The organism is Dyella sp. OK584 (assembly GCF_057787755.1).
In genome coordinates this window covers 3,224,150-3,239,999 of sequence record NZ_CM173542.1, presented here as the reverse complement: position 1 = coordinate 3,239,999, position 15,850 = coordinate 3,224,150, and the positions used below count along the sequence as shown (strand labels likewise).

Below are 15,850 nucleotides of genomic sequence, written 5' to 3'. Positions count from 1 at the left end.
GTTGAGCAACTGCCCCCGATAACACGGGCTAATCGCCCCGGTCGGTACTCGCCGGCAAACAGTTACGCGGGTGCCTTACTACGCAGCTCAATCTCCGATATGAATTCGGCAACTGACTGCGCGATCTGCTGTGGGTGATCTTCTTGTAGGTAGTGCTTGCCTTCGCCCAGGAATACAAATCGGCAGTCTGAGAGGGAGGCTGCGAAGGAACGCGCGAACTCAATCGAGACCAGAGCCCCGGGTTCCGCGGCGAAAAGGATCTTGGGGTAAGTCGATATTGCCAGCGCGCGATGCGCATCTTCCATCGTCGCGTATACATCCTTAGGCTCGCCCGCAATAGGCAGCTCATTAGGAAAACGCCATGTCGGGCGGCGCGAGGCGGGCGTTGGGAATGGCGCGCGGTAGACGTCCATCTCCTCATCGGAAAGCGTACGCACCGTGGCACCAGGAAGGACGAGTTCAACGAAGGCGTTCTCTTCCAGTATGAGCTTTTCACCCGCTCCAGGAGTCCTGAATTGCCGAAAGACCTCTCGCTCCGCGGAACTATTTAGAAACCGATCCCACGTTGGAGCCGGATGCGTGAACTCCATGAATGCCAGTCCACGAACGAAGTCTGGTCGGCGAGCGGCCAGGTGAAACGCCAGTGCCGTGCCCCAATCCTGAGCGACCAAGTAAGCTGAGTTAATGCCCATTATCGAAATGAACGCGTCGAGATAGCGAACGTGATCTTCGAATCGGTAGTCGATATCCGGCTTACCTGATTGACCAAAGCCGATGAGGTCCGGTGCCATGCAGAACGCGACATCGGACACGTCGGGCATGACGTTGCGCCAGATATAAGAGGATGTCGGATTGCCGTGCAAGAAGAGTGCAACGGGTGCGTCCCTAAGCCCCATGGTCCGATACGCCATATGCGACTGAAGTACGGGGACTTGATTCAGTTTGATATCAGTGCTCATTCGCTTGGATTCCTAAATACGGCTGCGAAAACGATAGGTAATTTCGTCACCCGGGTGGGATGCCTGCATGGCACGCGCGATATTCGGCATTCCAGCCAAGCACCGCCCGGGCTTTGTCCGTCGCAACGTGTTCGTTCGGCTCAGCGATATTGAACACGCCGGATGTGCTCGCTTCGACCGCAAGGAGTGCGGCGTAGGCCGCAGCATCCACATGAAGCGGAATCGAGCCCGTGGGTACGCTGGCGCCCGTTCCTGGGCCATAGAGTTGCCCATACCTAAGGATGGTTCCAGTAAGCCCGCGCGCGCGTAACACCCATTGCTCAAGTGCTGCCACTCCTCGCACGCTTACGGCGCGGAGCCCCTCCGCTTCCAGGTCCAGGCGATCGCCCTCTTCATATGGCTCCCTGCCTGCTGCGTAGGCCCAAGCGATACTTTGCGCCACCAGTCGACCGGCACCGGCGCGCGCGGAGGCCTCAACCAGATTGCGTGTTCCCTCATCGCGGATACGTGCGTTGTTCGTGATCGCTTCCACCATGCGGCTGGGGTCGAGATCAGGCGGTAGATCCGTCAACTGATGAATGACAACGTCCGGCCGCGCTGATCTCACCGCTTCCGACAGGCGTTCTGCGTCAAAGACATTCACCACCAGCGGTTCAATGCCCAGCTTACGTAGACTCGTCGCCCTCTCGGAGGATCGCGTTGTGCCCACGACATGGTGACCGGCTTCCAGCAACAGTGGGATGAGTCTTCGTCCCACTACGCCCGAAGCACCTGCTAGAAATATCCGATAGCTCATGGCTACAGCTCCTGCGAATACGGACGGACACGAGAACATGACGTCGACGAGTAACCGTGCGGTAGTAACCGGGCAACGACATGACTCCGCAACAGAATGAAGAATGCACTTCCGATGGTCGCTGCTGCAATGAGTGCAAACGGTGCCGCCACGCCCACTCGCCGCACAAGGGCACCGGCCACCAAGGGCCCTACGGTCCCGCCGATGCCGGTGACCAGAATGAAAAGCCCATTGGCCTCAACTCTCACTGCATCTGGAGTTATGGCGTTGACACAAGCTGACGCCAGCGGATAAAGCGTGAACGACACTGATCCGAACGCCGCCGCCATGGCAAGCAGAACTGCGTCGCCGCTGGAACTGGCCATGATCAGCGCCAAGGCGAGAATGCCGGCCAGCAATCCCCTGACAGCCACGCTGTCCCTGGCGCCGCGGCCCCCGGAAGCCTTGCCAGTCGCGAGCAGGCCAATCACGCCTCCGACCATGGCAGATGCCATGAACGGCCCGACGAGCGAGTGAGCCGCGAGTTTGGCCTGCGCGAAGACCGGCCCCAGACCGTAGAACGTGCCAAGCAGCATCCCCGCCGCAAAGCCGCACACATAACCTTCTGGCGCACACCTGAGCAGCGACATCGCGTTTGTGCATCCCGACATCCGCCGTCCTGTCGAAACAACAGGGAACCAGTTCCGAGCAAAGCCTGCGAGTAGCGCGAGTGCAACGGCGACGAGCAACGTCACCGCCCCAGTCGCGGGCCACCATGAAGCGAGACTGGAACCTAGCGCCTGTGCCAGGTACAGGACGATCATGTAGACAGTCAGGAGCCTGGCTCTGCCATGGATGGTAGCTATCCCATTCAATCTGCTCTCGATGAGCAGATAGATGCCCGAGATGGCCGAACCCGTCATGAGACGCCCGAGGCCAAGGAGCACGACCCGGCTGGTCAGCAGGAACACCGCGACGCCTGCGGCTAGAAAGCCGATGAAGGCAAGATAGCCCCACTGGCTGCCGATTTTGTGGACGACAGTGGGACCGACAAGTCCGCCGATCACGAACCCGCCATAGCCGAGGGCAGCCAGATTCGCAATCGCCTGCGCGGAGATTCCGGCATGACTCCATCGCAGCGGCAACCCCGTAGTGAGCATGCCGTTCGCGGTGAGCACGAGTACAACAACCGCGAACACAGGCAAGGCCTTCATCCACATCGGGACGCTCCTCGCGACTCGAAAGCATGGTACGCGGCGGCGCGGGTCGTTGCACTGACACACACATGCGTCGCAGAGCCCGCAAACATCAGCTCTCTGCGGCCCGTCTTCGGGATCAACATGTGCAGGTCGGTGCCGGCGAATCCGTTCGGCGGGAACTTGGTGACGACGGTCTCGCCACCGCACGGCGCCAGGGCCGGAATGCTCGCTGCCTGACGCCCGTTCGGATCGAATACGGCCTCCCCGCGCCGGCCGTGATGGATCACATGAAAATCAGGAATGCCCTGGCTGCACGCAAACTCCAGCAGCCCATGCGCTTCGCATACGGCAGATTCGATCTCCTTCAGCGGCAACCCGCCATCCACGTACTCGAGTTGCGCGTCGATCTGTACTGGCACGGAATCGCTTGGCGTGACCGGAACGATCGGCGCCCCCACCATCTCCAGCAGGGTCTTTAGACTGATGGGATAGGCGATCATGACGGATCTCCAGAGGCAGTCCGCTATTTCTAACAGCGCCCTCCTTCACCTGCGCACGGTTGAGTGCCAATCTATGTCGAGATAGTGCCAAACCTCCGCTCGCTCTACGACGATGAACCGCGCCCACATCTATGTGAACGATTTGCCGCCGGCCTCACGCTGGGAAAGTCACGCCCATGCGGACGAAGCCTTGCTGAGTTATGCCGTGGAAGGTTCATGCACGCAGTTCATTGCATCGCGCCTCTGGACCGTACTGCCCGCGCATGCCGTGTGGATGCCGCCAGGCATCGCGCATGCCACGCAGGCCGGACCGCGCGGTTGCCGGTTGCGCTCTGTGGCATTCCCCTCGCCGACCCCACCGGGGTTACCAGTCGAGCCCTGCGTTATCGAAGTCTCTCACTTCCTCGCCGCCCTGATCGAAGCATGGAGCGAAACAACTGACGCCGAAGCTGAGCGGCGTGATGCCATCCGCTATCTCCTTTATGACGCGATCCGACGCGCGACCCCGCTCGATCTCAGCCTGCCCCGCGTGTCCGATTCACGGCTGCAGCGGGTCGCCAGCGCGTTGCAAGCCGATCCATCCGATCGGCGAACTCTCAACGAGTGGTCCGACTATGCCGGCATGAGCAGACGCTCATTCATCCGTCACTTCCACCAGGAAACCGGCATGCAGTTCGGCAACTGGCAGCGACGCCTGCGTTTGCTGTCCGCGCGTCAGTTGCTTGCCGAAGGGGCCTCCGTAACGGAGGTTGCGCTGAGCCTGGGGTATCGAAGCCCCAGTGCGTTCAGCGCAATGGTGCGCCGCGAACTGGGTACAACGCCTGGCGACCTGATCAACGCGGCGGCGAGCCGTCGAACCCGCTGATTTGGTTGCGCACGTGTCATCACCAGGCCGAGAGGCGCGTTGGCACTATTCCGATGCAAGTTGGCACCAAACTGTGCGCAGATGAGGCATGGCAATGATAGATATGTCGCAATGTGAAACTCCGCGCGACCATCACGATCATCTGTCATTTGCCGCGCCCAGCCCGAGACCACCATGATCAGGACATTCCACTCATTCGTCGCGTTGCTGCTTCTCCTGACACCTGTCAGCGTTTTGGCCCGGTCAGGTTGCGAGATCGTCGATCTGATGCCCGCTTTCGAAGCAGTGCTCAAGTCGAGCGGCAGCATCGATCAATACCGAAAGACCCTCACGGATGGGCACCCGGAGATCTACAATCGCGATTACGTCAATGCTTTGCTCAAGCCCGATTTCACGGAGAGCGAAGCCAAAAGTCTGACGTGGGCGCGCGATCATCTCGCCGAGGTCGAGGCCAGTCATCAGATGCTGTTGAAGGAAGTGCCAGGGCGCCTGTCCCGATTTGGCGAGTTGTTTCCAAGGTTTCAATGCAACTTCACTTTCTATATCGCTCCAAGTTTTGGCCACATGGATGGGTCCGCCGCAACGATCAACGGACGGCCGATGATGGTGTTTTCACCTGATGTGATTCCACGGCTACATGAACCCAAGATCGTGAGAGTGCTGATCGATCACGAAACTTTTCATGTCTATCATTCGCAGGTGAGCCACGGGGCTTTTGGCTCCTTCGGTGTCGGCGTACCCAAGACCTACCAATCGCTATGGAGCGAGGGGTTGGCGGTATACACCAGTTGGCAATTGAGCCCCACCGCATCCCTGGACGACGCATTGCTGGACCCCAACCTGCGGGCCGCGGCATCCCCAAATACGAAATCCCTGGCCAGCGCTTTGCGCGATCACCTGGACGACGATGATCCGGATTTCTTCGCGAAGTACTTTACGGGAGGATCACATCCCCCATCCGGGCCATCACGGAGCGGGTATTACATCGGGCTGCTGGTCGCGCGCGAGCTGGCGATGCGATACCCGCTCTCGACTCTCGCCGAGCTGGATGACGCACGCGTACGCAAACTGTTGGGACAACAGCTCGACACCCTCTCGCCGCGGACAACGATCAAAGTCCATTGAATGCGCGGTGCCTCGGAACATCGAGAGGGAGACAGATGGCGCCCGACTATGTGGCGCCGTAGAGGCCTGCCCGCTCATTGCATTCCTTGGTGTACCGCGCGGCATCACTTGTCGAGCCTACGCCAAGAATGGGGCTGGGCTTAACCGCTCCAGTTCTGGTTTGATTTTACTCCTTCGCGTAGCTCCCCCAGGTATCGCCAGGTCAGCGCTTTTACGCTGCGCTGGCAAAGGGGCGGCTCTTTCCCGGGCCCGAGGGCGACACTACCGAAGAGATGTCGGTCCTGGGTCGGAAGCGGACGCTACATGGCGCAACGTTGATGACGCCCGACCTCTAGGCAAGTTGCTGAAGGCATCCTTCAATTCTTGCTGGTCCTGACCCTTGGATTCTGCGTAAATGCTGAAAGTCTGAGCAAGCTGATAAGGTCACCCTGTGCCTCGCTGTCTCTTCAAGCAAGTTGATGTGTTTGCCGATCAACCCTTCAGAGGAAACCCCGTTGCAGTGATTTTGGATGCGGGCGATCTCTCGGGGGATCAGATGGCGGCAATAGCCCGCTGGACGAATCTGAGCGAGACAGCCTTCGTGCTCAAGCCTAGCGATCCGAGGGCTGACTACCGCGTCCGGATCTTCTCGACATTGCATGAGTTGCCATTTGCGGGACACCCGACTTTGGGGGCCTGCCATGCCTGGCTGGAGGCGGGAGGAAAGCCCCGCGGTAACGAAATCATCCAGGAATGCGGCGTTGGGCTGGTGCGTGTCCGACAGGATGCCAACCGGCTGGCGTTTACCGCACCACCTTTGCTGCGCTCCGACCCGGTCGCAACCGAGCAGGCGGAAGCGGTACGTTGCGCCTTGAACATCGAAACACATGAAGTTCTGGATGCGCGATGGGTAGACAATGGCGCAGGCTGGCTAGCTTTGAAATTGACCAGCCCCGATGTTGTGTTGCGAATCAAACCCGATTTCGCCCGACTTGGAGACGTGCCCGTGGGAGTTTTCGCGCCATGGCCAGCAAGTGCTGAAAAAGGCGGCACAGAGTTCGAAGCCAGGGCCTTCATAGCGGGCGATGCCATGCCCGAGGACCCTGTCACCGGCAGTCTCGTCGCGGGCATCGCGCAGTGGCTCCGCAGTGATCGGCTGGCGCCAGACAGCTACCTGGTGAACCAGGGTCGCCTGCTTGGACGTGCTGGCAGGATCCACGTGATCCGGCATGGCGAGGACATCTGGGTGGGTGGAAACACCATGACGCTGGTTGATGGAGTTCTGGCCAGCGCCCCTGCCGCTGGGTAGATCATCAGACCTCTCTCTCCTGAGGCAGGCCGCATCCGGAAGCCAATCGAGTAGCGTCTTTAGTGACGCCTCCTTCCACCTGCGGCGTAATCGATATGGCAGCAGCGCTGGAACCGCCTACGAAAGCAGGTTCCTATCAGGTGTCACATTGTGACGCCCTCAATCGTCAATGGCTTTGACGCCCAAGAGAAAGGTGCCGAGACAGCCGTCGTGAAAGCGATGGTCATGTCACCCACCTGGCCGACTCTGAGTTGCTTGAAGCTCCGGTTCGCGCCTATCGGCGGTCTTGCGCAGGCCAACAGAAACATACCGGGGATAAGCGATGACAAAGCTCTTTGCCAGTCCGTGCCGATGGGGTACGACCTTCTTGATGACTATCGGTTCGTTGTTGATGGTGTTCGGCGCCGCTCATGCCGGTGATTCGCCCCCAACGTTTTCGATTGACAACTTAAAGCGTGATACGCGGATCCTGAGTAGCGACTCATTCGAAGGCCGCGCACCGCTCAGTGCGGGGGAAGACAAGGCCGTTGCATATATCGTCTCTGCGATGAAGGAAGCCGGGCTAAGCGCGGGGGTTCACGGCAGCTATGTGCAACCTGTGCCGTTGGTCCAAACCGAGACGTTGGTGAGTCCAGCGCCACGTTTCCAGGTTAGTGGTGCTTCCAAAAACCTGGAGTTTTCCTATGGGGAGGATGTAACGCTTAACACTCGCCGAAACGTTTCCCAGGTGAACTTGAGAGAGACGGAAGTGATATTTGTTGGTTACGGAGTAAATGCACCCGAGCACCATTGGAACGATTACGAAGGTGCGGACGTTCGAGGCAAGACCGTGCTCATGCTTGTCAACGACCCTGACTGGCAAAGCCCTCTCGGCGTCGGTGCTTTCGGAGGGGCAGCCATGACGTATTACGGTCGCTGGACCTACAAGTACGAGGAAGCTGCCCGCCAGGGCGCCGCCGCAGCCATCCTTGTCCACAGTGATGCAGCAGCCGGCTACCCTTTTTCGGTACCCAGATCCAGCTTGAGCGGCGCGAGGGTTTCGCTCGATCACGCGAACGAGCCGCTTGTAGTAGAGGCCTGGATCACGCACACGGGAGCAGAACAATTGGTGGCACTAGCTGGCGAAAGTCTTGCCAAGTTGGAGAAGGATGCGGCGACACCCGGTTTCAAGGCCCGTCCATTGGCCATTGCCGCGAACTTTGACTTCAAAGTTAGGTCGCGACTGGGAGTCTCCCAAAATGTTGTGGGAATCCTTCCTGGCAATACGCATCCTGACGAATACGTACTTTACACGGCTCATTGGGACCACCTAGGTCACTGCCGCCCCGACCAGCAAGGCGATGACATCTGCAATGGCGCCATTGATAACGCCTCCGGAGTGGCCGGCCTTCTTGAACTTGCACGCACATTCAAACAAGCAAAGGCCACGAACCGATCGGTCATTTTCATGGCTACGACCGGAGAAGAATATGGGCTTCTTGGCTCAGAGTATTACGCGACCCATCCAATCTATCCGTTGGCTGACACGGTGGCCGACATCGACATCGATCCACTCAGTTACATGCTGGGTCCCACCGAGGACATTTCACTCGTCGCGGATCAAACTGAGTTGGCTGAAATTGTGCGCCAAGTTGCCGCAACTGAAGGAAGAAAGGTGACGCCAGATTCCTCGCCGGAGGCAGGCATGCGCTACCGCTCAGACACTCTGAGCTTTTCGCGTGCAGGCGTGCCCGTCGTCGTATTGGGAAATGGCGTGAACGTAGTCGGTAAGCCACCCGGCTGGGGAAGCAGGCAGTTGGACGACTATTTCAATCATCGCTACCACCAGCCTTCAGATGCTTACGACTCTCATTGGGATTGGTCGGGGGCTGTACAGGATTTAGGCTTGTATTTTGGCATTGGCTCGCAACTGGCTAATGGACAAAATTGGCCAAACTGGTTCGTCAACGACGAATTTCGGGCCGCCCGCGACACCGTGTTGAAAGCAGTCTGTATCGCAGAAAATAAGGAGAAGAGTATTTCTTCTCGATACGGGACCACTTCTCAGTCGGGGCGGTGCAAATCGCCTTAAGCGTCACGCCGGCGCGCCGAATCCGTGCGCGGTACACTCGTAAGTCCGCACGAAGAGCTAGCGGTTGAACTCCGCACTTTGCTGGAGGAGAGTGCAACGCGACAGCTCCCTTAACCGCATATCGCCTGCGCATGAGCAGCAATAGCGCGTATCAAGCGCGCTACTGCCCTTGTCTTCGATGAACGGCCATAGGGAGTACGTACGCACCGCTATGTATTTTAGGCGCTGCGATCGATGGGCAATGCAGTGTAACGCGGTCGCTTGCGTGCGAGAGGCCCCTGCCCGCCGCCGCGCCTCAGTTGGCAAAGTCCTCGGCGTGGCTCAGGTTGTCGGTTGGCCACCAATAGCGGCCGTGATCCGTCGTCGTGTACGAGCGGTTCTCATCGCCTTCTCGCACCTGATAGACATTGTTTCGCCAAAGCGATCCGCGTGCCATGCCACCCCACAGGTTGCCGTACAAAGGCCCCCACATTTCCGTTAACTCCGCCGAGAACACGTTGCCGGTCACGGTGAGGTTAGTCGCATTGTTCTCAACACCGAAGCTGAGCGCATATCCATAGCCGGACACGTAGTTATTGGTGAACGCGATGTGGTCGTAGACGCCGTCGCCCTGCAATGCGAGCCCGTTGGTATTGCCTAGTGATGCGATTGTGTTGTGGTCGATGACCATCGGCCCGCCATCGCCCTCGCTTTGCGGCCCAATGCCATCGTGGTGGTAGGCGATGTGCGATGTATCCGCCGCGTCATGGATGTAGTTGTTGGTCCACACCGACGGCCGTCCAGGGAACCCAGTAGTCATCTCAAGGCCCGCGTTTCCCCAGATGTCGTTATGGTCCATGGTGGCCACGGCGTCCATCATCGTCGTCGCCAACTGCCAGGACTTGTTGAACGGCGTGCCAGGTGTGGAGTGAGACGACGAAACACTGCCATCGTTGCCGGGCGGCATGACGTACGCGCTCGGCTTGAACGTCGAGTAGCGGAACGTGATGCTGGTCGGTGCGTAGATCTGAACGAGGTTGTCGTTGGGGTCCTTGCCCTCGAACAGGCAACCGACAAACGTGAGGTTGTCGCCGTAAATGACGACCTTGGAGGCGAGGAAGTGGGTAAAGGCGATGACGCTGTTGTCCGGATAAGTGACGAAGATTGGCTTGCTGACGCTCATTCCTCCCGCATATTCCTTCAGCGTTCCTGGATAGGCATCCAGTCCGAGATCACCAGTGTTGATGGGCGTACTGGCATAGCCTGTGTTTGAAAAGTCGGGCCAGTAGCCTGATCCGTCATTGGGCCGGGCGCTCAGCGCGATCATGGCCACCGCATGGCGGGAAAGCGGGTCGGCGATGATCGCCGCGGCGGAATTCTTCGCGCCATGGGCGTCCATCGATCGCGGCGCATGCGATGAATCATTTGGGTGGATGCCTGCATACGAAACCACGGGAACCGCAGCGAGCAGAAGCGACGAGCAGATCGAAATGCCGAGTCCGGGGCGGGCCTTGTGCATGGTTACTCTCCAATAAGGTTCGAAAAGAGCACTGCTTAGTGGGACGACATTGATCGAACGCGGAAATGCCTGCGCTCGATGTTGGACTGCGCAAACAATTGATTTCGTCGAAACCGAACTTCCACCGCGACGCTCGTCGTGACGTAAGGGACGAGGACGGTATCCGAGGTCAGGATGGCAAAGCCGCTCAGTGCAAATGTTTCAATTTGTCCGGATTGCGCACCACATAGATGGCAACGATCCTCCCCGCATAGATGTCGGTCGCGGTCGTCTGATATTCACCGTCAGCCTCCAGCGTGACGAAACCGGGCAATCCATTGATGAAGGCCGCGCGGATGAACGTGGACCGATTCTCGCGGAACACCGCCGCCAGGCGCCCTTGCATCTTCATCACGGCCTCGATCCCTGCCACGACTTCCGGTGCGGTCGGCCGCTTGCCGCCGCCATCGGCGTGCAAGCTCACATCGGCCGCCAGGAGTGTCCTCAGCGTCGCCAGGTCGCCGTCGCGCGATGCCATGAAGAACGCTTCGGCGATCTGCAGGCCGCGCTGCTTTTCGACCTTGAACCGAGGCCTCGCTTCACGGACATGCGAGCGGGCCCGCACAGCGAGTTGACGGCAGGTCGCGGCATCCCGGTCGAGCACCACAGCAACTTCCTCAAACTCCACGCCAAAGACATCGTGAAGAAGAAAGGCCGCACGCTCCAGCGGAGAAAGTCGTTCTAGCGCCAGCATCAGCGGCAGCGTGATGTCATCCCGGTAGTCGTCCTCCACGAGCGGCTCGGGAAGCCATGTTCCGACGTAACACTCGCGTTGGTGCCGCGCAGACTTGAGCCGATCAAGGCACAGACGTGTAACCGTGCAGCGCATGAACGCCTCAGGTTCGCGCACGTTGCACCGATCGACCGAAATCCAGCGGATGAAGGCGTCCTGCACGACATCCTCAGCGTCGCCGATCGAACCAAGCATCCGATAGGCGACGTGCATGAGCTTAGGTCGCAGCGCAATAAAATCCAACGCCGAGCCGTGTGATGTGGCGCTCATCGTTACGCGGCCGCCCTAGCCGCCTTGATGACGGCCGGATCGACCCACAAACCGAAGCCAACTGCAATTCGGTTCCAGCTGTTGATGATGTTGATGGTCAGGGTAAGCTTGACCTGTTCTTCTTCGGTGAATTGCGCCTTTAGCGCCTGATAGGCAAGCGCGTGATCGCGCCCCTCGGACAGGCGCGTCATGGCCTCCGTCCATTCAAGCGCTGCCCGTTCTCGATCGGAGTAGCAAGGCGCTTCCCGCCAGGCCGGCAGCAGGGCGATGCGTTGCGCGGTCTCGCCGTTGTCCATTGCCTCGACGATATGAAGGTTGATGCAATTTGCGCAACCATTGATCTGAGATGCGCGCAGGCACACCAGCTCGCGGAGACTTACTTCGAGGTTTGATGCCTTCGCGAGGGCGATCATGGCCTTTTGCCACTCGTGCATCAGCGTGGGCGCGGCAGCGATGATATTGATCTTGTCAGACACGATAGGACCCTCTTGTTGGCTCGTACCAACATGACGAGCGAGAGGGCATCGATGTGACATCCATGTCAGAGATGTTCAGGCAGGCCCTGATCAAGCGGCATGAGGGTTGCTGCTCGCTTCCGTTGAGCTGATGAGGCAAAAGCCGCCAGGGGCCTGGGCGTCATTGAGACGTCGATCAGCACCTGCTTCGAATCAGCGCATCTAAATGGACGATCGACCATCAACGAGCCTGGGTCTAGCTGTCGAACCGCCGATGCCCGGCAAACTCCCGGACCTAGCAAGAGTTGCGGCGACAATTGCTGGACCTATGCGGCGACCGGGTCTTTTCTTTTGGCGCCCTCAGGAAGGGGGAGCACAGCACGAACTTCGTCGGCATCGTTGAACGTCAAGCGGTTCAGTGCAGCAGTGATCATCGCCGCCCGTTTGGCGTTGGCTACCATGTTTGCTGATTCCGGTGTTCGTCCCGGCACTATCCTGATGCGATTGTCATTCGTCATTTTGTGCCCCCATCCCCGCGGGCCACGGTATTGGAATGATCTCGCAATGTGCGGATTCCGGTGCGCGCTGAACAGCATTCCGGCCGGGTCTGAACCTGACGCTGGTGTTAGGCGCCTCGCTGCTGTTGCCCGATTTAGCCCAGTCCGAAAGGTCCGCTCTGGGTCGGAAGCGGACATCACGCTTCCATGCCTTGCTGGCCGACATGAGCCGACTGCAATGCAGGGTTAGCAGCCTCTTTACTCTGTCGCAGCCACAGATACTTGCCTCGAAGAACGGTGATAAACAACAGCGCCAGTAGAGGAGTCGCATTGGGCCCGCAGTCGAGTACGACGACTTCTCCAGGCTGAACACTGATCTTCAGCGGACTTGACCTACACCAGTCGATTTTCAGTTGTACTACGCGCTCACCCGGCTCAATCGCGAATTGCACCTGCTTGCCATTGGCGACTTGCGCAACCTCAACGCCGTCAACATGTACGCGATAGCTCCGAATGAGGTCCTGCCACAACGCCTTCTGTCTCCGCACAATCAGTTCAGACATTTTCGACTCCTTGTACCTGGATTACGCGTGCGCCTCCCGACATCTGTCGCGCACAAACTTTCTCTTATGGCGTCCGGAACATGTCCGCTTCGGGTGGCGGCCTCAACCGGTCGATGCAACAGCTTGTTGGAATCGTTCGGCCGGTGTTTCAAAGCCTAACGTCTCTCGAGGCCGCTCGTTCAATTCTCTTGTGACAGCATTGAGCTTCGCCTAGGTGATCACCGATCTATCCCCCAGATCACCAGTCCACCGCGTATGGTGTCGCGCACACGAGCGAAGGCGGTTGGATCGTTAGCCGGATCGCCATCGAGGAGCACGAAATCAGCGTCCATGCCCGGAGCGATGCGCCCCTTATGCGCGGCATAGCCAAAGCGAGAGGCTGGCGTGGTGGTCAACGAGGCTAATATCTGGCGCCAATCGAGAGCGCCCGACATCAGGCGATATTCCTCGGTGGTGTCGTAGGCGTCGGTGTAACCGACGTCGGTGCCGAACAGGATCTCGCCGCCGGCGGCGGAAAAATCCTTCACTTCGGAGGTGATCAGTTTGATCGTCTGCGCCAGAATCTCCGGCTTCTGGTGGACTTTCTCCGACTCCCACTCGAATAGCGTCATGGTGGGGGTCAAGGCCATGTTGTGGGCGCGCATGCGCGTGATCAGCGCGGGCGTCCAACCATAAGGATCGTGGCTGCCGTTTTCCGTCGCCGTGGTGTGCGCCAGGATGTCTACGCCGGAGTCGATCGCCACGTTTATGCCGGCATAGTTGGAAGGATGCGCGAAAGCAGGTTTGCCACGCTTATGCGCTTCGGCCACCACGGCCTTGGCGATGTCCAGGCGCATGGGCAGCACGCCAATGTCGCCGCCCACGATGGCGCCAGCGAATATCTTCACCGCGTCTGTGCCGCGGTCGAGCTGTCGAACCGCGCGATCGGCGGCTCCTTCGGGCGTCGAGACTTCCTCGTTGGTCCAGCCGTGATCAGCCAGGTATTGCCGCACGTAGATCGGCGTACCGCCTTCGGGAAAGAACGGATCGCCGCAAGTAAGAATCATGGGGCCGACGATCTCTCCGGACGCGATGCGCTCACGCAATGCCAAAGTGTTTTCGGTCGAGGATCCCAGATCGAAGACAGTGGTGAAGCCCCAGCGCGTCAGCATCGCCTGGATACCGCCCTCGAGCGTCGCCACCGTGGCTGTCTTCGCGCTCATAAGGTCTGAGGGCATGATATGAACATGGCTGTTCCAGAAGCCGGCAGTGAGAACAGCGCCGTGCGCGTCAATCACGCGGGCGGCTCTGGGAACGGAAACCTCTGACCGGGTGCCGACTTTGACGATCTTGCCGTCCTGCACGAGGACTACACCGTCACGTATCTGGGGAGCGTTGGGCGACGGATAGATCTCGGCATTCACGATAGCGAGCGGCTTGGCAATGGCTTCCCCCGATAGAGCGAAGGTGGCGGCTAGCATCGCGGCCGCGACTTTTGCGATTGCACTCATTTAGTTTTCCTTGAGGAAAAGGATTGAAGACAATGGTGGAGCTGGGCGCGAAAGAGCGTCCGGAACTGCTTGTCGCTGGAAAATCGGTTGGCGCGCTGCATGGAGACCAGCCCCTGCGCCATGCTTGCGAGCGCCAATGCGATATCAACCGCCGGCGTGCCGCCGAGACGGCCGTCCGCTTTAGCCTGATCGATCCTGATCACAATCATCGCTATGACCGGCGAACGGCCCGCTACGAAGTCATCGGGATAGCGCCGTGCCTCAGCGGCCGGAAGGAAGAAGGCGGCATCGAACCTATACGGTTGGGTGAGCGCGAATTTGAGAAAAGCCTCGATCACAGCCTCCAGCCACTCCATCGGATCTTCGGCCCGGATGGCGCGGACGACCTTCTCCCAAGCGGCGAGCCCGTCATCCATCAGCGCGTTCAAGAGGGCGTCCTTGTCAGCGAAGTGCCGATACATCGCCATGGTCGAGACGCCGGCGCGTGTGGCGACTTTGCGCACCGAAAGCCCCTCGATCCCCTCGTGGTCGAGAATGGCCCTGGCGGCAGCGAAGATGCGATCCTTACTCATGTGTACAGCGTACGCCTGTAAGCGTACGCAGTACACTGCAATTCAGCAATTTTTTCAGGATGCATAAGGGAGGAAGATAGGCCGCCTAGTCGGAACAGCTTTGCTCCGCGATGCGATATCAGAAGGAGGCCGAGCGTGACGGCATATCCTCCCGGCTTTGGACACTGACTCCTACCGCCAAAGGGGTCACAGCCATCGCTGGCAAATAGCACAGATTACGCTCCGCTCTCAGTGGCGGGAGCATTTTTGGGTCAATGATTCATGCTCTTCCCTGGGGCAAAGAGCGCCGGGCCATAGGCTCAGCTTGACCTCGCCTTAGTGGCCCACGAAAGGTCTGCTATGGGTCGACAGCGGACTTAAGAACCTACGGCAACCGCCGAGGTGGTAACACTCGTCTGACTGGCGACGACGTTCGATGCGGATGCCGGTGTAGCGGTGATCATTGCGCCGATCGTAAGAACGCAAATAGCAAAGCAGGCGGCGAACAGGCTGTGCAGGACTAGGTTTTCGAATTTCATGGCTACTCTCCTGGGAGGTTGGTTTTGCTCTCGCTGTAAACGGAGCAATCACCGTGCCAAGCCCGAAACCACTGAAAGGTCGCGCTACTAAGCCGTTCTAACGGAAGTCCGCCTTTTGCGAACACTGTCCGCGGACGGTGTCCGGACAGATGCGCTGCCTACGAACGTGACCGAAAAAGCAGCGCGAACCGTCACTGGTCTAACTCGGAGTGTCTGTATATGGACTCCTCCCCGTTGCCAAACATCCCGTATATGGACTCCTCCCCGTTGCCAAACATCCCGTAGTTCTGGCGCCCGTGTCGACTGCACACGACTATCCGGCCTCTAACTGCCACACCGCTTGGCGGTGCTGGGCCATGATGGGCTAGTCGCGCGTCGGCTCCCCATTGCTTCGTCGTGCTCTTGGCACAGGGACACTTCAGGGTTTCTCCGA

At 59.1% G+C, this 15,850-nt stretch carries 16 protein-coding genes; 4 read left to right on the top strand and 12 right to left on the bottom strand.

Annotation, left to right across the window (positions count from 1 at the left end):
- Positions 1 to 62: 62 nt before the first annotated feature.
- Genes AC3CBN_RS14605 through AC3CBN_RS14590 form a run of 4 tightly spaced genes read right to left on the bottom strand, consistent with a single transcriptional unit; the run spans position 63 to position 3,433 of the window.
- Positions 63 to 959, bottom strand: coding sequence for a haloalkane dehalogenase (locus AC3CBN_RS14605; protein ID WP_488633737.1), 897 nt, complete (start codon positions 957 to 959; stop codon positions 63 to 65).
- 46 nt (positions 960 to 1,005) lie between these two features.
- Positions 1,006 to 1,755, bottom strand: coding sequence for an NAD-dependent epimerase/dehydratase family protein (locus tag AC3CBN_RS14600; RefSeq protein WP_488633736.1), 750 nt, complete (start codon positions 1,753 to 1,755; stop codon positions 1,006 to 1,008).
- A gap of 2 nt (positions 1,756 to 1,757) precedes the next feature.
- On the bottom strand, positions 1,758 to 2,954 hold the full coding sequence (locus tag AC3CBN_RS14595; RefSeq protein WP_488633735.1) for an MFS transporter: 1,197 nt from the start codon (positions 2,952 to 2,954) through the stop codon (positions 1,758 to 1,760).
- Complete coding sequence (locus AC3CBN_RS14590) at positions 2,945 to 3,433, bottom strand: isochorismatase family protein (protein ID WP_488633734.1); 489 nt, start codon at positions 3,431 to 3,433, stop codon at positions 2,945 to 2,947. Before AC3CBN_RS14590 ends, AC3CBN_RS14595 begins: the two co-directional genes overlap by 10 nt.
- 112 nt (positions 3,434 to 3,545) lie before the next feature.
- Between AC3CBN_RS14590 and AC3CBN_RS14585 the strand changes: the two genes are divergently transcribed.
- The 4 genes from AC3CBN_RS14585 (at position 3,546) to AC3CBN_RS14570 (ending at position 8,782) form a co-directional block, all read left to right on the top strand.
- Positions 3,546 to 4,298, top strand: coding sequence for a helix-turn-helix transcriptional regulator (locus AC3CBN_RS14585; protein ID WP_488633733.1), 753 nt, complete (start codon positions 3,546 to 3,548; stop codon positions 4,296 to 4,298).
- Between the two features lie 174 nt (positions 4,299 to 4,472).
- Positions 4,473 to 5,423: a hypothetical protein gene (locus AC3CBN_RS14580; RefSeq protein ID WP_488633732.1), complete on the top strand. Its 951-nt coding sequence runs from the start codon at positions 4,473 to 4,475 to the stop codon at positions 5,421 to 5,423.
- A 460-nt stretch (positions 5,424 to 5,883) separates the two neighbouring features.
- Positions 5,884 to 6,711: a PhzF family phenazine biosynthesis protein gene (locus tag AC3CBN_RS14575; RefSeq protein ID WP_488633731.1), complete on the top strand. Its 828-nt coding sequence runs from the start codon at positions 5,884 to 5,886 to the stop codon at positions 6,709 to 6,711.
- A gap of 370 nt (positions 6,712 to 7,081) precedes the next feature.
- Positions 7,082 to 8,782: a M28 family peptidase gene (locus tag AC3CBN_RS14570; protein WP_488633730.1), complete on the top strand. Its 1,701-nt coding sequence runs from the start codon at positions 7,082 to 7,084 to the stop codon at positions 8,780 to 8,782.
- A gap of 295 nt (positions 8,783 to 9,077) precedes the next feature.
- Here AC3CBN_RS14570 and AC3CBN_RS14565 read toward each other — a convergent pair whose 3' ends face one another.
- From AC3CBN_RS14565 to AC3CBN_RS14530, 8 genes are all read right to left on the bottom strand, one after another.
- The gene (locus AC3CBN_RS14565; protein ID WP_488633729.1) at positions 9,078 to 10,280 is read right to left on the bottom strand and encodes a hypothetical protein; all 1,203 of its coding nucleotides are present in this window, start codon (positions 10,278 to 10,280) and stop codon (positions 9,078 to 9,080) included.
- Positions 10,281 to 10,467: 187 nt separating this feature from the next.
- Positions 10,468 to 11,322 (bottom strand): sigma-70 family RNA polymerase sigma factor, encoded by an 855-nt coding sequence (locus AC3CBN_RS14560; RefSeq protein ID WP_488633728.1) that lies wholly within the window; start codon positions 11,320 to 11,322, stop codon positions 10,468 to 10,470.
- Positions 11,323 to 11,324: 2 nt separating this feature from the next.
- A complete protein-coding gene (locus tag AC3CBN_RS14555; protein WP_488633727.1) occupies positions 11,325 to 11,798 on the bottom strand; it encodes a carboxymuconolactone decarboxylase family protein in 474 nt (157 codons plus the stop codon).
- 305 nt (positions 11,799 to 12,103) lie between these two features.
- Positions 12,104 to 12,238, bottom strand: a complete 135-nt coding sequence (locus AC3CBN_RS14550; RefSeq protein WP_488633726.1) for a hypothetical protein — start codon at positions 12,236 to 12,238, stop codon at positions 12,104 to 12,106.
- A 233-nt stretch (positions 12,239 to 12,471) separates the two neighbouring features.
- A complete protein-coding gene (locus tag AC3CBN_RS14545; protein ID WP_488633725.1) occupies positions 12,472 to 12,837 on the bottom strand; it encodes a hypothetical protein in 366 nt (121 codons plus the stop codon).
- Between the two features lie 218 nt (positions 12,838 to 13,055).
- The gene (locus tag AC3CBN_RS14540; RefSeq protein WP_488633724.1) at positions 13,056 to 14,327 is read right to left on the bottom strand and encodes an amidohydrolase family protein; all 1,272 of its coding nucleotides are present in this window, start codon (positions 14,325 to 14,327) and stop codon (positions 13,056 to 13,058) included.
- Complete coding sequence (locus AC3CBN_RS14535; RefSeq protein WP_488633723.1) at positions 14,324 to 14,899, bottom strand: TetR/AcrR family transcriptional regulator; 576 nt, start codon at positions 14,897 to 14,899, stop codon at positions 14,324 to 14,326. The genes AC3CBN_RS14540 and AC3CBN_RS14535 overlap by 4 nt, the downstream gene beginning before the upstream one ends.
- 356 nt (positions 14,900 to 15,255) lie before the next feature.
- Positions 15,256 to 15,417 carry a hypothetical protein gene (locus tag AC3CBN_RS14530; RefSeq protein ID WP_488633722.1) on the bottom strand — a complete coding sequence of 54 codons (162 nt, stop codon included), beginning with the start codon at positions 15,415 to 15,417 and terminating at the stop codon, positions 15,256 to 15,258.
- Positions 15,418 to 15,850 lie beyond the last annotated feature (433 nt).